The sequence below is a fragment of the Thermobifida fusca NBRC 14071 = JCM 3263 genome (genome assembly GCF_001592045.1).
In the GTDB taxonomy this organism is placed as follows: Bacteria; Actinomycetota; Actinomycetes; order Streptosporangiales; family Streptosporangiaceae; genus Thermobifida; species Thermobifida fusca.
Window position 1 is genome coordinate 1 of the sequence record NZ_BCWB01000048.1, and the last position, 19,691, is coordinate 19,691.

General features: G+C 69.2%; 17 protein-coding genes. 6 read left to right on the top strand and 11 right to left on the bottom strand.

The features are described 5' to 3' along the window. Positions 1-181, top strand: a 181-nt coding sequence (locus TF1_RS16400) for a hypothetical protein (protein ID WP_218016135.1), incomplete at its 5' end; no start/stop codon positions are given. Between the two features lie 113 nt (positions 182-294). Here TF1_RS16400 and TF1_RS12760 read toward each other — a convergent pair. The 5 genes from TF1_RS12760 to moeZ all read right to left on the bottom strand — a co-directional run bounded on the left by TF1_RS12760 (position 295) and on the right by moeZ (position 9,380). Next, positions 295-3,621: a UvrD-helicase domain-containing protein gene (locus TF1_RS12760; protein ID WP_011290971.1), complete on the bottom strand. Its 3,327-nt coding sequence runs from the start codon at positions 3,619-3,621 to the stop codon at positions 295-297. A 114-nt stretch (positions 3,622-3,735) separates the two neighbouring features. Continuing rightward, on the bottom strand, positions 3,736-6,870 hold the full coding sequence (locus TF1_RS12765; protein WP_061783922.1) for an ATP-dependent helicase: 3,135 nt from the start codon (positions 6,868-6,870) through the stop codon (positions 3,736-3,738). Positions 6,871-7,323: 453 nt separating this feature from the next. Beyond that, a complete protein-coding gene (locus TF1_RS12770; protein WP_011290969.1) occupies positions 7,324-7,650 on the bottom strand; it encodes an MGMT family protein in 327 nt (108 codons plus the stop codon). A gap of 51 nt (positions 7,651-7,701) precedes the next feature. Next, positions 7,702-8,097: an SPW repeat protein gene (locus tag TF1_RS12775; protein ID WP_011290968.1), complete on the bottom strand. Its 396-nt coding sequence runs from the start codon at positions 8,095-8,097 to the stop codon at positions 7,702-7,704. 122 nt (positions 8,098-8,219) lie between these two features. Beyond that, on the bottom strand, positions 8,220-9,380 hold the full coding sequence (gene moeZ, locus TF1_RS12780; protein ID WP_011290967.1) for an adenylyltransferase/sulfurtransferase MoeZ: 1,161 nt from the start codon (positions 9,378-9,380) through the stop codon (positions 8,220-8,222). A 255-nt stretch (positions 9,381-9,635) separates the two neighbouring features. Here moeZ and TF1_RS12785 point away from each other — a divergent pair, with 255 nt between their 5' ends. The 3 genes from TF1_RS12785 to TF1_RS12795 all read left to right on the top strand — a co-directional run bounded on the left by TF1_RS12785 (position 9,636) and on the right by TF1_RS12795 (position 11,615). After that, positions 9,636-9,848 carry a hypothetical protein gene (locus TF1_RS12785; RefSeq protein ID WP_016188223.1) on the top strand — a complete coding sequence of 71 codons (213 nt, stop codon included), beginning with the start codon at positions 9,636-9,638 and terminating at the stop codon, positions 9,846-9,848. A gap of 171 nt (positions 9,849-10,019) precedes the next feature. Further along, positions 10,020-10,640 (top strand): TetR/AcrR family transcriptional regulator, encoded by a 621-nt coding sequence (locus TF1_RS12790; protein ID WP_011290965.1) that lies wholly within the window; start codon positions 10,020-10,022, stop codon positions 10,638-10,640. A 147-nt stretch (positions 10,641-10,787) separates the two neighbouring features. Then, on the top strand, positions 10,788-11,615 hold the full coding sequence (locus TF1_RS12795) for a mechanosensitive ion channel family protein (RefSeq protein ID WP_011290964.1): 828 nt from the start codon (positions 10,788-10,790) through the stop codon (positions 11,613-11,615). 98 nt (positions 11,616-11,713) lie between these two features. Here the strand turns inward: TF1_RS12795 and TF1_RS12800 are convergent, their stop codons facing one another. Both TF1_RS12800 and TF1_RS12805 read right to left on the bottom strand, forming a co-directional pair. Next, positions 11,714-11,956, bottom strand: a complete 243-nt coding sequence (locus TF1_RS12800; RefSeq protein WP_011290963.1) for a hypothetical protein — start codon at positions 11,954-11,956, stop codon at positions 11,714-11,716. 340 nt (positions 11,957-12,296) lie between these two features. After that, positions 12,297-12,998 carry a ferritin-like fold-containing protein gene (locus tag TF1_RS12805; protein WP_011290962.1) on the bottom strand — a complete coding sequence of 234 codons (702 nt, stop codon included), beginning with the start codon at positions 12,996-12,998 and terminating at the stop codon, positions 12,297-12,299. A 509-nt stretch (positions 12,999-13,507) separates the two neighbouring features. Here TF1_RS12805 and TF1_RS12810 point away from each other — a divergent pair. Beyond that, positions 13,508-15,019 (top strand): DEAD/DEAH box helicase, encoded by a 1,512-nt coding sequence (locus TF1_RS12810; RefSeq protein ID WP_016188220.1) that lies wholly within the window; start codon positions 13,508-13,510, stop codon positions 15,017-15,019. 91 nt (positions 15,020-15,110) lie between these two features. Next, positions 15,111-15,983 carry an alpha/beta fold hydrolase gene (locus TF1_RS12815; RefSeq protein ID WP_016188219.1) on the top strand — a complete coding sequence of 291 codons (873 nt, stop codon included), beginning with the start codon at positions 15,111-15,113 and terminating at the stop codon, positions 15,981-15,983. Between the two features lie 63 nt (positions 15,984-16,046). Here the strand turns inward: TF1_RS12815 and TF1_RS12820 are convergent, their stop codons facing one another. The 4 genes from TF1_RS12820 to TF1_RS12835 all read right to left on the bottom strand — a co-directional run bounded on the left by TF1_RS12820 (position 16,047) and on the right by TF1_RS12835 (position 19,626). Continuing rightward, the gene (locus TF1_RS12820; protein WP_011290959.1) at positions 16,047-16,874 is read right to left on the bottom strand and encodes an MBL fold metallo-hydrolase; all 828 of its coding nucleotides are present in this window, start codon (positions 16,872-16,874) and stop codon (positions 16,047-16,049) included. Between the two features lie 198 nt (positions 16,875-17,072). Next, on the bottom strand, positions 17,073-17,933 hold the full coding sequence (locus TF1_RS12825; RefSeq protein ID WP_104612843.1) for a PHP domain-containing protein: 861 nt from the start codon (positions 17,931-17,933) through the stop codon (positions 17,073-17,075). Positions 17,934-17,963: 30 nt separating this feature from the next. Continuing rightward, entirely contained in the window at positions 17,964-18,620 is a 657-nt protein-coding gene (locus tag TF1_RS12830) for a DUF6758 family protein (RefSeq protein WP_011290957.1), read from the bottom strand. A gap of 43 nt (positions 18,621-18,663) precedes the next feature. Continuing rightward, the gene (locus TF1_RS12835; protein WP_016188216.1) at positions 18,664-19,626 is read right to left on the bottom strand and encodes a CPBP family intramembrane glutamic endopeptidase; all 963 of its coding nucleotides are present in this window, start codon (positions 19,624-19,626) and stop codon (positions 18,664-18,666) included. Positions 19,627-19,691: the final 65 nt, after the last annotated feature.

The following is a 19,691-nucleotide window of genomic DNA, read 5'->3' on the forward strand; positions in this document are numbered from 1 at the left end:
ATCACTTCCGGCGAACCCCTTTTCGAGAACACCTTATTTCCTCGCCGCCACCTTAGACCGGCGGCCGGTTTTTCTTTCTCTTCCCCGACCCCCGAAAAACCGCCGCGGAGAGATTTTCGGCACAGGAAAGCAGGCGGTGGTTTCCGCACCGCAGTTCCAGGACAGCACGGTAAAAAGGTAAGGCTTTCCTCACTCGAATGACGGGGCGGAGAATACGGGACGCTGGTCGAATTGCGCCCTGCCCGGCGGGCCGCGGCCACCGGTGCGGCGCCGCGCCCCGCCGCAGACCGGCTCTCACCGGTCGCCCGTTGCCCCCTCAGCGGCCTCCCCTGGGACGCTCGGCTGCGGGACCGCGGCGATGAGCGCGGCTAGGCCGTCCGCGTCCAGCAGGTCTTCGGGATAGACCGTCACATTGGCGCGGACGTAGTGGAACGCGGCGCGCACCCGCTCCAGCGGTATGTCCGCGATCCGCGCCCAGGCCACCCGGTAGGCCGCCAACTGCACGGCCGCCGCACGGCGTTCCCGCTCCGTGGCGGGCAGCCGCCCGGTCTTCCAGTCCACTACCTCGTAGACGTCGTCTTCAGGGTCGTGGAAGACCGCGTCCATCCGGCCCCGCACCAACCGGTCGCCGATGATGGTCTCGAAGGGGACCTCCACTTCCAGCGGCACCCGGTCCGCCCACACGCTCTGTTCAAACTGGCGCTGGAGTTCGTCCAGGTCAGCGTCGCCCGTTGCGGTCTCGTCCGCAGCCCCGGGAAGCTCGTGCGGGTCGATCAGCGTCTCCTGGCCGAAACGCCGCTCCAACCAGGTGTGGAAAGCGGTTCCTCGGCGGGCGTGCGGGGCGGGCGGGCGCGGCAGCGGGCGGCGGATCTGCTGGGCGAGCGCGGCCGGATCGCGGGCCAGCGACACTAGCGCGGAGACCGTCAGGTGGTCGGGGAGTTCCACCTCGATAACGCGGGGGGCGCCTTCCTCCTGGTCGCGGTGGCGCAACAGGAGCTCCACGTCCCGCGCCCAGTCGCGGATCCTGCGGTTCGCTGCGGGCCGCAGGAGAGCGCGGTTCATCAGGGCGAGCTCCCGCTCCCACTCCCCGTTCCGGTACCGGGCGACCAAGGCGGCGGCACGCTCGGCAGCGTCGCGGCGCTCGTCGGTCTGGGGCGGCCACACCACGGAGTTGTCCGCCACCAACTGCGGGTTGGGCTCCCCCTCGTCGGGCGGATCAGTCCACAGCGCGACCTGTCCCACGCCCGTCTCGCACACTTCGCGGATCTCTTCGAGGAACTCTGACGGTCCGCGGCTCCGCTGGGTCTCCTGCCCCCACCAGTGCCCGGTGCACACCAAGGAGAACGCGGCCCGGGTCACCGCAACGTAGGCGAGCCGCCGCTGCTCCATCAGTTCCCGGGCGCGTTCTGCCGCGGTGAACTGCTTGATCTCCTGAACCGTCACGTCGGCCAGTTCGGGCAGGCTGTCCCGGTCCCCGCGCAACGCGAACGGCAGGCTCGCCGCCTTGCCGGTCCAGCCCTTCACGGTCTTCGGAACCCCGGGGAACTGGCCGCGGCTCAGCCCGGGGATGACCACCATGGGCCACTGCAGGCCTTTCGCGGCGTGCACCGTCATGAGCTTGACCGTGTTGCTGGACCCGACGCGCTCCCCCGGTTCCAAGCCGTGTTCGGTGTCCTCCGCAGAGGTGAGGTAGGCGAGGAACGCGCTCAGCGTGGGCGTATCGGTGGAACCGCTGAACCGCACCGCGGCGTCCACGAACGCGTCCAGGTCGGCCCGGGCCGCACTCTGGTCGCGGCCCGGCCGCGCCCCCACCTCGATGTCCAGCCCCAGCACCCGCTCCACTTCCATGATCAGGTCGGGCAGCGGCTGGCTGATGCGGGTGCGCAGCGTGCGGAGCTCTTCGGAGAGAGCCTGCAACCGCTGGTACCCCGTCGCGGAGTAGCGTTCCGGCGGGCCGAGATCGTCGAGGGCGTCAAGGAGACTGCCGGCCTCCGCTGTCAGGTCGAGCACGGTCTGCCGCAGCGGGTCCTCCTCGTCCACGCGGGCTTCCGCGGCCTCCCCGCGCAGGTCCCGGCGGGCTTCCTCGGCGAGTTCTTTAGCGCGCTGGTTGAGTGCGACCAGGTCGCGCGGGCCCAGCCGCCAGCGCGGCCCGGTGAGGATCCGGGCGAGCTCGTTCGCGGCGGTGGGGTCGTGGAGCACCCGCAGCGTAGCGACGATGTCCCGGACTTCCGGCACTTCGATCAGCCCGCCCAGTCCGACGACTTCGACGGGGATGCCGCGTTCTTCTAGGGCGCGCCGGATCACGGGGAACTGGGCGCGTTTCCGGCACAGGACGGCGATGTCCCCGTAGCTGAGCGGCCCCCGATGCTCCTGTTCCGGCCAGGGCAGGCCGTCGGGCGCCGTGTGGTGTTCCGCGGATTCGCGCAGCGCCCGGTCGATCTGCTCGGCGATCCACTCCGCTTCCTCGGTTTCGGTGCGCAGCAGGGCGCACGTCACCCGGCCGCGCCCGGCCCGGGCAGGCCCCGGGTAGAGCACAGGCACATCCCGGGCTGCGGCACGCAAAGGCTCCGCGATACGTTTCGCGACCTCCAGGATGCGTTCGCCGTTGCGGAAGCTGGTGGACAGCTGGCGGACGGGCGCCGGCCGGTCCGGCTTCTCCGGAAAGTCGACGGGGAAACGCGACAGGTTGCCGGCGCTGGCGCCCCGCCACCCGTAGATGGACTGGCAGGGGTCGCCGACCGCGGTGACCGGGTGGCCGTTGCCGAACAGGGACTGCAGCAGCACCAGTTGGGCGTGGCTGGTGTCCTGGTATTCGTCGAGCAGGACCACGGCGTAGCGTTCGCGTTCGATCCGGCCCACCTCGGGGTGGCGTTGCGCGATACGCGCGGCCAGCGCGACCTGGTCGCTGTAGTCCATCACTTCGCGTTCCGCTTTGAGCTGGGCGAACTGCTCCAGCAGCGGCAGGAGCTGCTCGCGGTGGCGTTGGACAGCCAGCAGGTCGCGCACCAGGGCAGGGGTTTTCTTCAACTGGGCGGCGCGTTCGCGGAGCCAGTCCCCGTAGGCGCGTACGTCGTCGGGGGTGCACAGGTGCTCGGCGAGTTCCTGGGCGAGGGCGAGGACGTCATGCACCACGGTGGCGGGAGCAGAGGTGACCGCGTCCATCGGCCCGTCATAGGTGCTGACCACCCGGTGGACGAACTGCCAGGCGATCGCCGGGGTGATGATGCGGGTCGTCGGTTCGATCGCTTCCCGCAGCGCGTGGTCGCCGACCAGGCGGGTCGCATACGCGTTGTAGGTCGCAACGGTGGGCTCCCCGTCGAGGACGTCGTCGGGGACGACGCCCGCGCCCCGCAGTTGATCGAGCCGTTTCCGCACGCGTTCCGCGAGCTCGGCAGCGGCTTTCCGGGTGAAGGTGAGGCCGAGGACCTGTTCGGGGCGTACGTGGCCGTTGGCGACCAGCCACACCACCCGGGCAGCCATCGTCTCGCTCTTCCCGGAACCGGCCCCGGCGACGACGAGGCCGGGGCGTAAGGGTGCGGCGATGACCGCTGCCTGCTCAGGAGTGGGTTCAGGCAGTCCGAGCAGGCGCGCGAGCTGTGCGGGTCCGTAGACGTCTGTCATGGCGTCCTGTCTGTGGGATGCGGCTAGACCCCAGGCATTGTCGCAGACCCGGCTGGGCCGCGGAGTGCCGTCGACCGCGGGCCCAGGTCGCTTCCCTCATCCCCGCAGCACAGGTCAGACGTGGTCGCCTTCGCTCTGCACTGGGCAGCTTGCCCGGACTGAACAGTGCCGGCACGACGGCGTGGCTTTCGCGCGGAACCGGGCCCCCGCCATGCCCGCGGCCACCTTCTGCACCAGCCGCTGCGGCCATTCAGGGTCCGCGTCGTCGGCGAGGGCCGGCTGGGTCTGCTCTTTCGCGGTTTTCCGGTCGCCGATCTGCAGCAGTGCTGCGCCGCCCGGCTCGACCAGGCCGTAGTGTTCGAACGCCGCCATCAGCAGCGCCAACTGGTAGACGCCGAGCTGGGGGTGGCGGCTGATCTCCCGGTCCGGTACCGCGGTCCCGGTCTTGATGTCGACGATGACACCGCGTCCTTCCGCGTCGCGTTCCAGCCGGTCCACTTGGCCGGAGATTTCGATGTTGCCGACTTCGACCCGGAACTTTTTCTCGGTGGCGACGAGTTCCCGCGGGTTCTCCTTCTGCCAGTCCAGGAACCGCTGCAGCATCTCCTCGGCGCGCTCCCGCTGTTTTTCGGCGTACCACGGGCCGCCGAAGTCAAGGTCGGACCAGATCTGGTCCATGCGCCGCAGGAGTTCCGGAAGGTCCGGGTTCTCCGCGGCGATGCGGGCCAGCGCGTGGACGATGCTGCCGATCCCGGACGCGGCCCGGCGTTTTTCCGCCCCCGCGGCGGTCTCCAGCAGCCAGCGCAGTTCACAGGTGGTGAACTTCTCCACTTGGGAAGGGGAGATACGGATCTGCTCCCCTTCGAGGACGAGGGGTGAGCTGTCGGAGAGTTCGGTGAGGGCGTACCACTCCGCGGGGTCGGCGCCGCGCACTCCCGCATCGGCGAGGCGGGCCAGGTGGGCGGCTGCGGCGCGGCGCACCGGTTCGTCGGTGTGCGGGTCGAGGAGCGTGGCGCGCAGGTCGGCGACCAGGGCGGGCAGCGACAGCCAGCGGTATCCGGTGGCCAGGCGTTCCGGTTCGCCGAGGCCGAGTTCGGTGAGGAACCGGGAAGGCCGTTCTTCGACGTCCTCCCCGCCGACCGCGGTCACCACGAGTTCCCGCCGGGCCCGGGTGAGCGCGACGTAGAACAGCCGCCGTTCTTCGTCGAGCTGCTTGGACACCACGGCGGCCGGGGAAGTCTCCGCAAAACCGCCCACCGTGTCGAGAAGCTGTTCCACGCTGAGCAGGGAACCGCGCAGCCGCAGGTCCGGCCAGGTGCCTTCTTGGACGCCGGCAACCACGACCAGATCCCACTCCAGTCCTTTGGAGCGGTGGGCGGTGAGAATCCGCACCGTCTCTCCTTGGGGGGCCTGTTCGGCGAGCGTGTCCCCGGGGATCTCCTGGGCTTCCAGGTCTTCCAGGAAGCCTTCCGGGGAACCCGGCGGCAGCCGGTCGCAGTAGCGGGCGGCCCGCTCGAAAAGCGCCATCACCGAGTCCAGTTCCCGGTCTGCGGCCGCACCGTGGCGGCCGCCCGCTTGGCTGGCGCGCAGCAGGGTGTCGGCGCGCCCGGAGTGGTGCCACATCCGCCACAGCACTTCTTCTGCGTTGGCGCCTTCGGCGATGCTGTCGCGGACCAGGCGCAGCAGGGTGGCGATCCGCTCCGCAGGGGCCCGCACCTCCGGGTCGACCATCACCAGGTCGCGGGGGTCGTGGAGGATCTCAGCGAGCAGGGCCGCGGCGGGGCGGCGGCCGCCGGCGTCCAGTTCCAGTTGTCGCAAGGCGCGCCCGAGCCGCCGCAGTCCGAGCGCGTCGGCTTCTCCGAACGCGCTCGTCAACAGGTTGTGGGCGGCTTCCTCGTCCAACCGCTCCGGGTGGAGTGCGCAGCGGAGGAGCAGCAGCATGGACCGCACAAGGGGTTCGGACGCCAGCGGCAGATCGTCGCCGTCGACGGTCACGGGGACGTCGGCGGCGATGAGTGCGCGGCGCAGTACGGGGACGTGTCGGGTCACGGAGCGGACAAGGACTGCCATGCGCGACCAGGGCACTCCGTCGATGAGGTGGGCGCGGCGCAGCAGGTCCGCGATGGCAGCGGCTTCGTGGACCGGGCTTTCCGCGAGGAGCACTCGGGCCCGTCCCGGGGGTGTCCCTTCGGCGGGCACGAGGTTGCGGTGCGCGTTGACCCCTTCGCCGCCGGGCCCGGGGACGGCGGGCAGCCGCTGGGCGAGGGCCCGGGAGACCCGCAGCAGTTCCGCGCCGCTGCGGCGGCAGGTGTGCAGCGCCACCACGGGCGCGGGGTCTCCTGTGGGGGTGCGGAACCGGTCGGGGAAGTTGAGGATGTTGCGGACTTCAGCTCCCCGGAAACCGTAGATGGACTGGTCGGGGTCGCCGACCACGACCAGGTCGCGGCCGTCTCCGGCCAGGGCGTGAAGCAGTTCCTCCTGGGCGGGGTCGGTGTCCTGGTATTCGTCGACGAACACGACTTTGCGGGCGGCACGCTCCCGCGCCTGGATGTCCGGGTCGTTGAGCAGGTTGGCGGCGACCCGCACGAGTTCCGCGTAGTTGAAGGTGGGCACGGGGGCGATGTCGAAGCGGCCGGTGTAGCGTTCCAGGAATCCCCCGGCGGCCACCCAGTCTTCTCGCCCGTGGCGGCGGCCGAGCTCCCGGACGTCGTCGGCGTGGAGTCCGCGTTCTTGCACCCGCATGAGGAAGTCGCGGAGCTCCTCGGCGAAGCCGCGGGTGTGCAGCATGGGGCGGAGCTGTTCGGGCCACTCGGGGGCGCCGTCAGCGAGTTCGCCTTTGAGGAGTTCCCGCACTTCCATCAGCTGCTCCGGGCCGGACAGGAGGCGGGGCGCGTGGTCGCCGACCCGCTGGAATTCGCGGCGGATCAGCGCGTAGGCGTAGCTGTGGAAGGTGAGGGCGAGCGGTTCGCGGACGGTGCGCCGCAGCCGGGCGGTGATGCGTTCCCGGAGTTCTTGGGCCGCTTTGCGGCTGAAGGTGAGGACGAGCACGTGCGCGGGGTCCACGCCCCGGTTCTCGACCCGGTCGACGATCGCTTCGACGATCGTCGTGGTCTTCCCGGTTCCTGGACCGGCGAGCACGAGCAGCGGGCCGCCTTCGTGGTCGACGACCCGGCGCTGGTCGTCGTCGAGCTCGGGTGCGGGCGCACGGTGCCGGATGCGGCGTACAAGACGGTACGGGGGGTTGTCCACTCGATCTAGTTCAGCAGACTTTGATCTCTTCCGGGGAGGCGCAGGCCGCTTCGTTGGCCTTCATCTCATCCGCTGTCCGGGTTTTCTGTGGGATCCCGCACTTTTCGGACCACGGGTGGCCACTGCGGGTCGGGCCCTGTGTCCTCGTTCACTGGGTGCTGCGGCGGTGTCTCTGCGGCAGGGCCGGAAAGCCGGCGGCCGCGGTCCGGCTGCAGCGCGCAGTATGCGGGGCACGGCACAGGCCAGGCACAGGAAACCGTCCGCGCTGCCCACCGAGGACAGCGCCCTGCGGGGTCGGCTGGGCACTGCTGGCAGGCAGACTCGGCGGGGGACGGGCGCCATCGTCCATGGCTGCGCGGTGGTCGTCGCCCGCCGCGGCGGGCTCGGCAGTCGGCTGCTGCCGCGCCCATCAGGCACCGCCCCGGGTTTGGGCCCACGTCCCTGGGCGCCGCGCTATGGGTCGACCTGCTCGGCCGCGTGCTTCCCGTCCCAGCGGGCCTGAGCCATGTCCACCCGGGCGACGCCGCGCCGCAGCGGAGTCCCCTCGGCCGCGTAGTGGGCGAGAGCGGCCACCTCGTGTCCTTTGGGCGGCGATCCGTCGGCACGCACCACCCGCCACCAGGGGACCGCCCCGCCCCAGGTCGCCAGGACCGATCCGACCTGGCGGGGTCCGCCCTCGCCGAGGTATTCGGCCACATCCCCGTAGGACATGACCTTCCCCGGCGGAATGGACTCCACTACGTGGAGGACACGTTCGACGTAGTCGTCCGGAAGCGGCATGCCCGCCACTCTAACCGCGGCAGGCCAGGTGCACCCCCGGTACGGTCCGGCTCAGGTGAGGGCGCGCATCGTCGGCGAACGCGTCGCCGACCCCGAAGGGCCGCGCGGCTCCTGGGTGCCGTGGCTCCGCCAACTGCGCACCAGTCCCACCGCTCCGGTCACCGCGATGACCACGCCCGCAACCCACGCGGTCCACGCCGCAGCAAGGTTTCCCGTGAAGCCGAACAGCCACGGGGTGAGGACCAGCAGCACCCCGATGCCGATGAGGACCGCTTCACTGGAGAGCATGCCCGGCCGGGTGAGGGACAGGACCGCGGTGAGCACGGTGGCCAAGCCGAGGAGGAACAGGACGACCATGCCCAAACCAAACAGGCCGTGCCAGACCCAGCTGAGCCCCACCACGATCCCTGCTGCCAGCGCCACCCAGTTGTCCCACTGTCCGCCCATCACACACCTCCGGTCGCGCTTCCGCTGTGGAACACCGCTACCCGAGGCGGCGCGGAACTCACGTTCCCGACGCAAATGCGCGGGGCCGCCGCGGTGTGCGGCGGCCCCGCAGGACGCCCAGGTCAGTACTTGGGGAGACTCGGATCGACTGTTTCGATCCAGGAGAGGATTCCGCCGCCCACGTGCACGGCGTCGGAGAAGCCTGCCTTCTTGACCGCGGCCAGCGCCTCGGCGGACCGTCCGCCGGACTTGCAGTGCAGGATGATCTGCTTGTCCTGCGGCAGTTTGGCGAACGCCTCGCCGGTCAGGAACTCTCCCTTGGGGATGAGGACCGCGCCGGGGATGTTGACGATCTCGTACTCGTTCTTCTCCCGGACGTCGACGAGGAAGAAGTCCTCGCCCCGGTCCATCTTCTCCTTGAGCTCCTTGGCGGTGATCGTGGATCCCCGGGCGGCCTCCTGGGCCTCTTCCGGGATCGTGCCGCAGAACGCCTCGTAGTCGATCAGCTCGGTGATCGGCTCGGCGTTCGGGTCCTTGCGGATCTTGACGGTCCGCCAGGTCATCTCCAGGGCGTCGTAGATCAGCAGCCGGCCGACGAGGGGGTCGCCGATGCCGGTGATCAGCTTGATCGCCTCGTTGGCCATGACCGAGCCGATCGTGGCGCACAGGACGCCCAGGACACCGCCTTCCGCGCAGGAGGGGACCATACCGGGCGGCGGCGGTTCCGGGTACAGGTCGCGGTAGTTGGGCCCGTACTCGTTCCAGAACACGCTGACCTGGCCGTCGAACCGGAAGATCGACCCCCACACGTACGGCTTGTTCAGCAGGACGGCGGCGTCGTTGACCAGGTAGCGGGTGGCGAAGTTGTCCGTCCCGTCCAGGATCAGGTCGTAGTCCGCGAAGATCTCCAGCGCGTTGCTGGAGTCCAGGCGCTCCTTGTGCAGGACGACCTTGACGAACGGGTTGATCTCTTCGATCGTCTCCCGGGCGGATTCGGCCTTGGGCTTGCCGATGTCACTCTGGCCGTGGATCACCTGGCGCTGCAGGTTGGACTCGTCCACGACGTCGAAGTCGATGATGCCCAGGGTTCCCACACCGGCGGCGGCCAGATACATCAGCGTGGGAGAGCCGAGCCCGCCCGCCCCCACGACCAGGACTTTAGCGTTCTTCAGACGCTTCTGACCGTCCATGCCGACGTCGGGGATGATCAGATGGCGCGAGTACCGTTGTACCTCGTCGATAGTGAGCTCGTCGGCTGGTTCGACCAGCGGCGGAAGCGACACAGCAGCTCCTCAAACAATCGGTAACGCAGCGTAGACACAGCAAGCGCGGATCTTGACTGCCTTTACACGCCGCGGGCTTGCTCATTATCCCAACCCACGGAGTAGGGTTTATCATTCCCCGGCAGGGATACGGGAACGGAAGCGATATCCGCCCTACCGTTTTTTCGCAGGTCAGTACTGATCTTGTGGACTCCGCCACGCCCACGAGGCAGCGAGGCCATGCGGCGGAGAACGGCGCCACCGACTGGAGGTCCCATGGCACCTGAACCGAAGCGCCCGCACGTCGCACCGGACGATGACGACCACCCCCTCGAAGCCCCTGAGGCGGATGTCGCTGACCAGCGCATCTCCGACGACGAGGAAGAGACGCCCCTGGAGCTCGAACTGGACCGCGGCTGGGAGGTCCCGGAGGCCGACGCGGTGGAGCAGGCCCTGGAGGTCCCGGAGGACGAGGACGACTACCGGTGACTGAGGGCCGGTTGTCCGCGATGACGTGCGCGGATCATCTGCGTCCCCTTACGGACGAGTAAGATAGCTCGGTACGCACTTCGGTCGCAGCAGGCTCGGAGCGGGGAGCCTGCCGGAGCGGCCGATCAAGAACGCGGCCTCCGGCGCCGCGAAGGTTCGGGGAGTGTGGCTGTGACGGCTCCTTCAGAAGCCCAACCACGGGGGACCAGGCTCCCTCGGATAGCCCGACGGCGGCAGTTGCTCGCCGCGGCTCAGCAGGTCTTCGTGGAACGGGGATACCACGCAGCGGCGATGGATGAGATCGCCGAACGCGCCGGGGTCTCCAAACCCGTGCTGTACCAGCATTTCCCCGGAAAGCTGGAGCTCTACCTGGCTCTGCTGGAACAGCACTCTGAGGCACTGGTGGAAAAGCAGCGGGCTGCGCTGCAATCCACCGACGACAACTGGCAGCGCGTGGTCGCGAGCTTCAAAGCGTATTTCGACTTCGTGTCCGGGGAAGGCGGAGCGTTCCGCCTCGTCTTCGAATCCGACCTCCGCAACCTCCCGGCAGTGCGGGAAATCACAGAACAGACCACGCTCCGCTGCGCGGAACTCATCGGCGAAGTGATCCGGCAGGACACGAGCGTTTCCGACGAAGAGGCGCACCTGCTCAGCATCGGCCTGGTCGGCATGGCGGAGACCAGCGCCCGCTACTGGCTGAGCCGGGGCACGATCCCCAAGGATGCTGCCGAGCAGCTCATCGCCCGCCTCGCTTGGCGTGGGATCAGCGGCTGGGATCTCACGCGCCACTAGCCCTCTACTTCTCCTCTCCTCCCCTACCCCGATGGTTGGCTCCCTCCTTCTTGGGTAGTCGCGCTGGGCGGAGGCATTCTCCGAGTTCAGTCGGGGTCTTTCGGCACGCCGACGCGACCCCGGCATCCCCTCAGGGGAGGAGACGAGATGTTCACACCACTGGCCGTCACTGATATCGGACAGGGCATCGGCAGTGTCTGGGGATCCCTGGTGGCTTTCATCCCCCGGCTCGCTGTCTTCCTCGTTGTCCTGATCCTGGGCTGGCTTCTTGCCAAACTCATCGGCCGCCTGGTCGCCAAAGCACTGGCCAAAGTCGGCTTGGACCGGGCACTGGAACGCGGCGGGCTGGGAAGCTACTTCCAGCGCAGCCGGTTCAACGCGAGCGATATCGCGGGGAAGTTCGTCTACTACGCGGGGGTGCTGATCGTCCTTCAGCTCGCGTTCAGCGTATTCGGCCCCAACAACCCGATCACCCAGATGCTCAACAGCGTGGTGGCGTGGCTGCCGCACCTCGCCGTGGCGTTGATCATCGTCGTGGTGGCGGCGCTGATCGCCCGGGCCGTGCGCGAGCTGGCTTCGGAAGCGCTCGGCGGGCTGAGCTACGGCAAGGTGCTGGCCAATACGGCAGGGGTTTTCATCGTCGGCCTCGGTATTATCGCCGCCCTCAACCAGATCGGGGTGGCTGCCGCGGTGACCTTGCCGATCCTCATCGCTGTGCTGGCTGCGGTGGCGGGCATTCTCATCGTCGGTGTCGGCGGCGGTCTGATCCGCCCGATGCAGCAGCGGTGGGAGGGTTGGCTGGACCGGGCCGAGTCTGAGACGAAAAACTTCCGCGCCCAAGGGGCAGGTGACCGTGGCCCGGCCACGGCGGGTTCCCGCTCCACGGAGACAGTGGCCCCGCCGCGGCAGGAGTCTGCTCCGGGAGAGCCGCTTGCCTCGTCCGGGGAGCGTCGACGCCGTCACCGACGCCCCTGAGCACCTGAATCCCTAGCCTCGCCCGCAGTCGTGGTCCGTGGGCGAGGCACACGCCTGTCGGCGTGCGGCTGTCTGCGCTGCGCTGGGCGAGCGGCCCATCAGAGCAGGTCGCTTTCGGCGAGCTCTTCGCGGGCCAGCCGGTCGATCCGCCGGAAGAAGAGGACGACCCCGCCGAACAGCAGCAGGAAGCACAGCCAGAAGACCGGGCTCGCCGGTCCCGTGAGAACCATGATCACCAGTGTGACTGCTGCTTGCAGGCCGTAGATGGAGAAGTCGACTCGATCCCGGTGAATCAGGACTCCGATCGGTGGACGCGCTGCTCCGTGCCGACCGCTCCCCATTGACTGTCCTTTCTCGCGGCGCGTTGGCCGCCGCTTCGTCGTTGTCGAGCCGGGCATCCCAGCACGTAATGGTGGAGCCCATCGTCCTGTTCGCGCCGCTTGCCCCATTCCCGCGCGGGAGGGGTACGCGGCCGCGTAGCCCAGGGCTTAGCGTACGCCCGCCGCGCAGGGCTTTGTGCCCGGTTTGCGGATCCTCGCAGTGAACTTCCCCGCACGGGACGCAACGTCCAGGACAATTCGTGACATCGGATCCTCGGCGTAGCCCGCGTCCCGGTGCCGTGCCCGGTGCACCGCCCTCAGCGGCAGGCCGGGTCCGCGGCCCGCCGTGCCGGACGCGTCGTCAGCCTGCCAGCCCCATCGCCTGGAGCCGCGCGTTGTGGGACTCGGTCAACCGCGCAAAGATGCGGCTGACCGCGGCCAGGTCGCCGTTCCGCTCCTCGCTGCTGTCCCCTTTCGCCAGTAGTTCCGCGAGTTGCGGCCGGTCGAGCGCCACCCGCTGGGCTTGGCTGAGCGCCTCCCCGACCAGGCGGCGCGCCCACAGCGCGAGTCGGCCCGCCAGCGTGGGCTCCTCGGCAACCGCCTGCTTGACCTTGGCGGCAATGAACTCGGCCCGCCCCTCCTCGGAGAGGACGTCGACCACCAGTTCCCGGATCTCCGGGTCGGTCACTTCGGCGACCTGCCGGTAGAAATCGGCCGCGATCCCGTCCCCCACATACGCCTTGACCAGGCTTTCCAGCCAGGTTTGCGGGGTGGTGTGGGCATGCCAGGCGTCCAGGGGGGCAATGAACGGCTGCATCGCCTCCTCGGGATCCACTCCCAGTTCGACGAGCTTGCGCCGCAGGACCTGGTGGTGGGCCTGCTCGGTGGCCGCGAACGCCGCCAGTTCGGCTTTGTCCGTCAACGTGGGGGCGAGTTCAGCGTCGGAAGCCAACCGGAAGAACGACACCAGCTCGGCGTAGGCCAGCAGTCCCAGCAGGTCGATGACTCCGCGGTCAACAGGAGTGGTCACCCGGCTGGGGTCGGGAGCGACTGCGGAACTCATGCCTTCCAGCCTATCGCCCCAGCACCGGTGTCCCTCCCGTCACGGGACGGCTCGGGACTATTCACGATTCTTTCCGTGTTTTCTCACAAGTGAACAAGGCAGGAAAGCCATGCCCTATCCAGCGTGGATGACGCGGGATAGACTCGTAACCGTGATCGGATCCCACCGGTCACACATCCAATGCCCCGTCGCGGCCGGTCGCGTCGCCCCGCTACGGAGGCCCCGTCATGAGACCACTGGCCTGTCCGGCAGCGGCACCGCGTCCCAAGACGAGTCACGGACTCGCGGTAGGAGACAGGCCGCAGCCTCCTACGGCCGCGACCGCTCCCGCCCGCTGTGGCCTCCGCGATCCGCGAGTATCCACCAACGGAGGCCCTGGGACCGCTACCTGTCACGACCGACGTCCTCGTCTCGGCGTACCGGGGCGCCGCGCGAGCTCCTCGCTTTGCTGAGCCGCGCCGGTCCCGCAGCCGGGCTCGTCCGACCCGCCGCGTACGCGGCCCGCCTAGATGGAGGCATCGACCCTGACCACTATCAGAAGTACGCACAGTTCAGATCAGACCACTTTTCGCGATCTCGGCGTCATCGACGACATCGCCGACGCCTTGGAAGCCGAGGGCATCGTCGCCCCCTTCCCCATCCAGTCCATGGCCCTGCCCTTGGCACTGACCGGCGCCGACATCATCGGACAGGCGCGCACCGGAACCGGTAAGACGTTCGCTTTCGGGCTCCCGCTGCTTCAGCGGGTCCACACACAGCCCGGATCAGCCAAGCGCCCCCGCGCGCTCGTGGTGGTGCCGACCCGGGAACTCGCGATCCAGGTGGCCGCGGACCTGGCCACGGCAAGCAAACGCATCGACGTGCGGATCGCCACCGTGTACGGGGGACGCGCCTACGAGCCGCAGATCTCTGCCCTGCGCAAGGGTGTCGACATCGTCGTGGGCACCCCGGGGCGCCTCCTGGACTTGGTGAAGCAGCGCCACCTGATCCTGTCCGAGGTGACCGCGCTCGTCCTGGACGAAGCCGACAAGATGCTCGACCTCGGCTTCCTGCCCGACATTGAACGGATCCTCGCGAAAACCCCTGACCAGCGGCAGACCATGCTGTTCTCGGCGACAATGCCGAGCGAAATCGTGGCGCTGTCCCGCAAATACCTGCGCCGCCCCACCCACATCCGCGCTGAAGACGATCCCCTCGACACCGGTTCCGGCCAGGTCACCCAGCATGTCTTCCGCACCCATCCGCTGGACAAGCTGGAAATGCTGGCCCGCCTGCTCCAGGCGCGCAACCGGGGCCTGACCATGGTGTTCTGCCAGACCAAACGGGAATGCCACCACGTCTCCACGGAGCTGTGCCGCCGCGGGTTCGCTGCCGCAGCCGTCCACGGCGACCTGGGGCAAGGCCAGCGGGAGCGGGCGCTGCGCGCGTTCCGCAACGGCAAAGTCGACGTGCTGGTTGCCACCGACGTGGCCGCCCGGGGCATCGACGTGGACGACGTGACGCACGTGGTCAACTACGAGTGCCCCGACGACGAGAAGACCTACACGCACCGCATCGGCCGGACCGGCCGGGCGGGACGGTCCGGGACCGCTGTCACGTTCATCGACTGGCAGGAACTCCTGCGGTGGAAGCTGATCAACCGGGCGTTGGGGCTGCCTTTCGCTGACCCGCCGGAGACCTACTCCACGTCGCCGCACTTCTTCGACGCTCTCGACATTCCGCGGGACGCCAAGGGAGTGCTCGCCAAGGAGGAGCAGGACCGGGCCGGTCTGGCAGCGGAAGAAGTAGAGGACATCGGGGAGACCGGGCGGGCCTCCCGCACCAAGGACCGGGAGCGTTCGCGGCAGCGCCGGTCCCGGCCCCGGAAACGCACCCGGCGTGGCGTCCCCACGACCCGCTCAGCTGCGGAGCCCACCGGTGAGACCGCAGCGAAAAGCGACGCGGACTCGTCTGCCCGCACCCGTCGGCGCACACGCCGCCGCAGTCGCCGGAACGCCGGGACGAACAGCGACCGCGCCTAACCCCGCGGAGCCCAGGGCCTGCTACGCAACGGCCCGCCCGGTGCCGTGCCGGTTTCCGCGCCCGCACCGCGGTCCTCTAGGGTGAGCGCTCGTGAGCACTCCTCGGATCCTGACCCTTCCTCCCGGTGCCCACCGCACCACCATCCCCACCCCGTCCGGTCCGATCGCGGCCCTCGCCGCCGGCCCGGTCGGCGGGGCCCCTGACCGGCACACCGCAGTGCTGGTGCCCGGGTTCACCGGAAGCAAAGAAGACTTCATTGCGCTGCTGGGACCGCTGGCCCAGGCGGGGCGCCGAGTGTATGCGATCGACCTGCCGGGCCAGTACCAGTCTCCCGGCAGCGACACGCTGGACGCCTACTCGTGTGCGGCGCTGGGCCGGGCGGTTGCCGAGGTCATCGCCGCCCTCGAGCAGGGGCCGGTCCACCTGCTGGGGCACTCGTTCGGCGGACTGGTCACCCGGGAGACCGTGCTCTCCACAGCGGTCCCGCTGCTCTCCCACGCGTTGCTGGGGTCCGGCCCGTCCGGGGTCGAAGGGTCGCGCCGGGAGGACGCCCTGCGGCTGATCGCCGCGCTCGGCCCCTCCCCCACCCGGGAGATCGTTCACCGGATCTGGTGGGAGCACTTGGAAGACCAGTACCGGGCCAGCGGGCTGCCCGAGGAGATCCACGTCTTCATGCGGGAGCGGATGCTGGCCAACCATCCCCTGGGCCTGCTCCGCATGGCGCAGGAGGTGACTTCCGCCCCGGACCGCACCGCGGAACTGGCCGCGGCCGGGCTGCCCACTCTGGTGCTCTACGGGGAGGACGACGACGCCTGGTCCCCGGCGACCCAGTCCGCGATGGCTGCCGTCCTGAACGCCCGGTGCGTGGTGATCCCCGGGGCCGCCCACTCGCCTAACGTGGAAGCCCCCGAAGCCACCGCTGCCGCCCTCACCGCCTTCTGGGACCAGGCAGAGTCCCGTTGACGCGGCCACCGTGGCACCGGCAGGGCTGTGCCGCTGAGTGCCGACACCACGGTGGCCGGGCCGTCACTCCCCGAGCACCCAGGAGTCGAAGTTCTTGGACTCCTCGGCGATGGTGGTCTCCTCGCCCGTGGACGGCAGGACCCGGGTCTCCTCCGGGAGCGCCAGCAGGACCTCGCCGACCGAGGCGAGCTGGGACGTGTAGTCCATGTAGCCGTCGCCGACCGTGCCGAGTTTTCCGGCGAGCAGCGTGTCGCCGCTGCACACCGCCTTGATGTGAGGGAAGTAGTAGGACAGCGAGCCGGGAGCGGTGCCGGGAGTGGGCAGGATCTCCACTTCCACATCGCCGATGGTCAGCTTGCCGCCGCCCTCCGCCTCGATCTCGGGGCTGTGCTCGACACCGTGGACTTTGCGCCAGCGGCGCAGCTCCTTGGGGTGCAGGGCGATCGGCGCTTCGTCCCTCTCGGCGACTTCCACCGCGCCAGCGATGTGCGGCCGGTAGCCGTTGGTGCAGGCAACCAGGTAGATCTCGCGGTCGCCGACTTTTTCGAGGATGGCTTTGGCGTCCTCCCCCGGGTTGACGACGACGACACCGTCCTCGTCGATCTGGACGATCCAGGTGTTGGTGACGACCTCGTACTCTTCGCCGTCGACCTCGAGGGTTCCTGCCATTTCGACCCGCTCGATGGACAGGTCGCTGCTGTCGGAGCTGCCGTCCCCGGCCTCGGACGCCTTCTCCGCACCGTCGGACGCATCCGCACTGCTGCCCGTGTCGGCCTGCGCGGATTCCTCGTCGGAGCTGGCGTCCGCAGCCTCCTCCGCGTCTTCGACGGTGGTCACGGCGGCGTCCGCCTCGGCCTCACTCTTCTTCTTGGCCTTCCGTTTCCAGAACACGTGCCGCCCCTTCGGTTTGCTTACGACTGATCACTGGTGCGGGCCTATTGTTACGGCCGGAGGTCACTGATCGGTATTCGACGAGGCCACACCAGGACTCTGCGTGGGCGCCCCGCCTCGTTGTGGCCCGTATCCAACCAGTTCACAGCCAGTATCGACCGGAATGGTTAAAAGTACTCAAGAGTCGGTGCGGCAGGATCAGCCCACGTACGGCTCGGCCCCGCTTGCCTGGGCGGCAAGCGCAGCGTAGGCGTCGGGCTCTGTCGTGCAGCAGCCCAGACGGCGTCCGGTCAGCTCACCGTGGTCGTCGCTGGACCCGGTAACGACCAGGCCGAGCTCTTCGGCCCGGCGCCGCCAGGAGGCGCGCTCTTCGTCGTCGTGCGACGGGTGGTCGGCTTCGATCCCGTTGAGCCCCGCCTCGGCCATGCGTTCCACCAGGTCGTCGGGGACGGCGTGCGTCAACGCGCCTTCGCTGCGGGCCGGGTGAGCCAGCACGCACACGCCGCCGGCAGCACGGATCAGTCGGACAGCCCGCACCGGGTCCAGCGCATACCGGGTCACGTGGGCGGGTTTGCCGGAGCCGATCCACCGGTCGAACGCGTCCTGCACGTCCTCGGCGGCACCGGCTTCGACGAGGGCTTGGGCGACGTGCGGACGGCCGACCACGTTGCGGCCGTCCTCTTCCCCGGCGAGGGCGCGGACACGTTCCCAGGTGACCGGCACCCCGTGGGCTTGCAGCCGCTCCACCATGGTCTTGGCGCGGATGACGCGGTCGTCGCGGATGCGCTGCAGTTCCGCGGTGAGTTCGGGGTGGTCCGGGTCGAAGAGGTAGCCCAGCAGGTGCACGCTGGACCCCTGGTAGGCGCAGGACAGTTCGATGCCGGGAACCAGGGTGAGCCCGCGGGGGAGGTGTTGGGCGGCCTCCAGGATTCCCGCCGTGGTGTCGTGGTCGGTGAGGGCCAGCACGTCGAGCCCGGCCGCGGCCGCGTGGGCGACGACCTCGGCGGGAGTGTCGGTGCCGTCAGAAACAGAGCTGTGGGAGTGCAGATCGATGCGCATCGCCCCGATCATAGGTCAGCGCGGGGAACCTCACCCGGCGGGTTTCAGCGACTCGGTGAGGAACGGGGAGGGCGCACCGAACGGGAGTGTGGGGAAGGGGCCGACATCGCGGGCGTCGCGCAAGTCGTGGATGGCGTCGATTTCGCACATGAGCACCCCGCTGTCGGCGGGGCTGAAGATGAACCACAGCCACTGGGCCATCGCCTCGCCGACGTAGATGGCGCGCTCCGGTCCCCCGTCAAGGGACCACAGGGCGATTTCGTGTCCGTCGTTGCGGACTTTGGCTGCGGGCGGGTTCCGGTCGAAGCTGTTTCCTGGATCGGGGCCGTCGAGGCGCGCGATGCGGGCGGCGAGCCCGATGCCGGGTTCTTCGGAGACGATCACCAGTTCCCCGAGCCCGCCTAGCGGGGCGGGGCCGGACAGGGCGACCGCTGCAGCGAGCGTCCCCGTGCGTTCTTCGCCGACGTCGGCGAACCCGGTGATCACCCAGTTGTCTGGCAGCGGCCACGGCAGCCAGACCGGCACCTTCGCTTCGTCGAGTACGACTTCCAAAGACGTGGGACTGGGGTCCCGTACGGCCCGCAACGGGGTCACCGGTCCGTGCGCGTCACACCGCCACGCGCTCGACCAGAGATCAGGTTCGTGGACGGCGCGTCCGCAGCGGGGACACGTAGGCGCAGTCTTCATGGTCCTTCGGGAGCTACCCGAAGGACCATGGAAGAAACGTTCTTTACGACCACTGGGGGGACGGTGGGGGAGACTGCGGCCGTGCCGGTGGGGTGGCCTCTGCTTCCGGCGTAGTGTGGCGTATCGCCTGTTTGCGCCGCATCCACGCCACCACCAGGCAGAACACGCTCACTTCGACGATCGTGGCGAGGAGTGACTGCCAACTGCCGGTGTCGCCGGAACTGTCGAAATCTCCTTCGTAGGCAGCCAGCACGAACGCCACGAGGTTGTGGACGACGTGCAGGGCGATCGCCGCTTCCAGTCCCCCGGTGTACCAGGTGAGCCACGCCATGCCCAGGCCGAACACTGCGACGTCGAGCAGCGCCCAGTCGTAGTAGTCGTGCAGCAGGGTGAAGATCAGGCCGCTGACCAGGATCGCGGGCACTGGGGAGGCGAGGAACCGGTGGAAGAGACGGCCCGGCGCGGAACGCCCCGGCCGTGTCGGGTCCCCGTAGCCGCCGACAAGCTGCATGAGGAAGCCGCGCAGCGCGTACTCCTCAGCCGCGGCCTGGAAGGGCACCAGCAGGAAGATGACCGCCAGTGCGGCGAGGAACGTCTCCATTCCCGCGAACTCGCCGAACAGCGGTTCTCCCGGTTCCGTGATCACCAGGAGCGCCATCAGCCCGCCGAAGGAGACGACGACGCATCCGACGGCCACGGCAGTGCAGCGCAGCAGCCACCGCCAACGCAGCCGCCCCTCCACAGAGGACAGCGTGCCGGCCCGTCGCCGCTGGACGACCCGCACCGCGATCAGCACCGCGGGAAGCAGCACGATCACCAGCACCAGTTCCACGGCGAGGTCGGCGACCGGGTGGCCGAGCTCCGCCACGTCGGCAGGGATGTGCCGGATGGCTTTCACCAGTTCCAGCACGAGCACGAAGAACAGGCCCAAGCCGAAGGAGAGCGGGATCGCGCAGCCGATGGCCAGTGGTGGTTTCCACCAGCGGTGCCGTTCGGTGCGGCCCATTCTGTGATAAGGAACACCGGGCGGCGGCGTGTCGACCCGCGGCCGGGGTGGTTTTACGGGCGGCG

Coding starts and splice junctions, on each gene's coding strand:
- TF1_RS12760 (WP_011290971.1), bottom strand. CDS start 3,621: ATGACAGACGTCTACGGACCCGCACAGCTCGCGCGCCTGCTCGGACTG.
- TF1_RS12770 (WP_011290969.1), bottom strand. CDS start 7,650: ATGCCGCTTCCGGACGACTACGTCGAACGTGTCCTCCACGTAGTGGAG.
- TF1_RS12775 (WP_011290968.1), bottom strand. CDS start 8,097: ATGGGCGGACAGTGGGACAACTGGGTGGCGCTGGCAGCAGGGATCGTG.
- TF1_RS12785 (WP_016188223.1), top strand. CDS start 9,636: ATGGCACCTGAACCGAAGCGCCCGCACGTCGCACCGGACGATGACGAC.
- TF1_RS12795 (WP_011290964.1), top strand. CDS start 10,788: ATGTTCACACCACTGGCCGTCACTGATATCGGACAGGGCATCGGCAGT.
- TF1_RS12800 (WP_011290963.1), bottom strand. CDS start 11,956: ATGGGGAGCGGTCGGCACGGAGCAGCGCGTCCACCGATCGGAGTCCTG.
- TF1_RS12805 (WP_011290962.1), bottom strand. CDS start 12,998: ATGAGTTCCGCAGTCGCTCCCGACCCCAGCCGGGTGACCACTCCTGTT.
- TF1_RS12810 (WP_016188220.1), top strand. CDS start 13,508: ATGGAGGCATCGACCCTGACCACTATCAGAAGTACGCACAGTTCAGAT.
- TF1_RS12825 (WP_104612843.1), bottom strand. CDS start 17,933: ATGCGCATCGATCTGCACTCCCACAGCTCTGTTTCTGACGGCACCGAC.
- TF1_RS12830 (WP_011290957.1), bottom strand. CDS start 18,620: ATGAAGACTGCGCCTACGTGTCCCCGCTGCGGACGCGCCGTCCACGAA.
- TF1_RS12835 (WP_016188216.1), bottom strand. CDS start 19,626: ATGGGCCGCACCGAACGGCACCGCTGGTGGAAACCACCACTGGCCATC.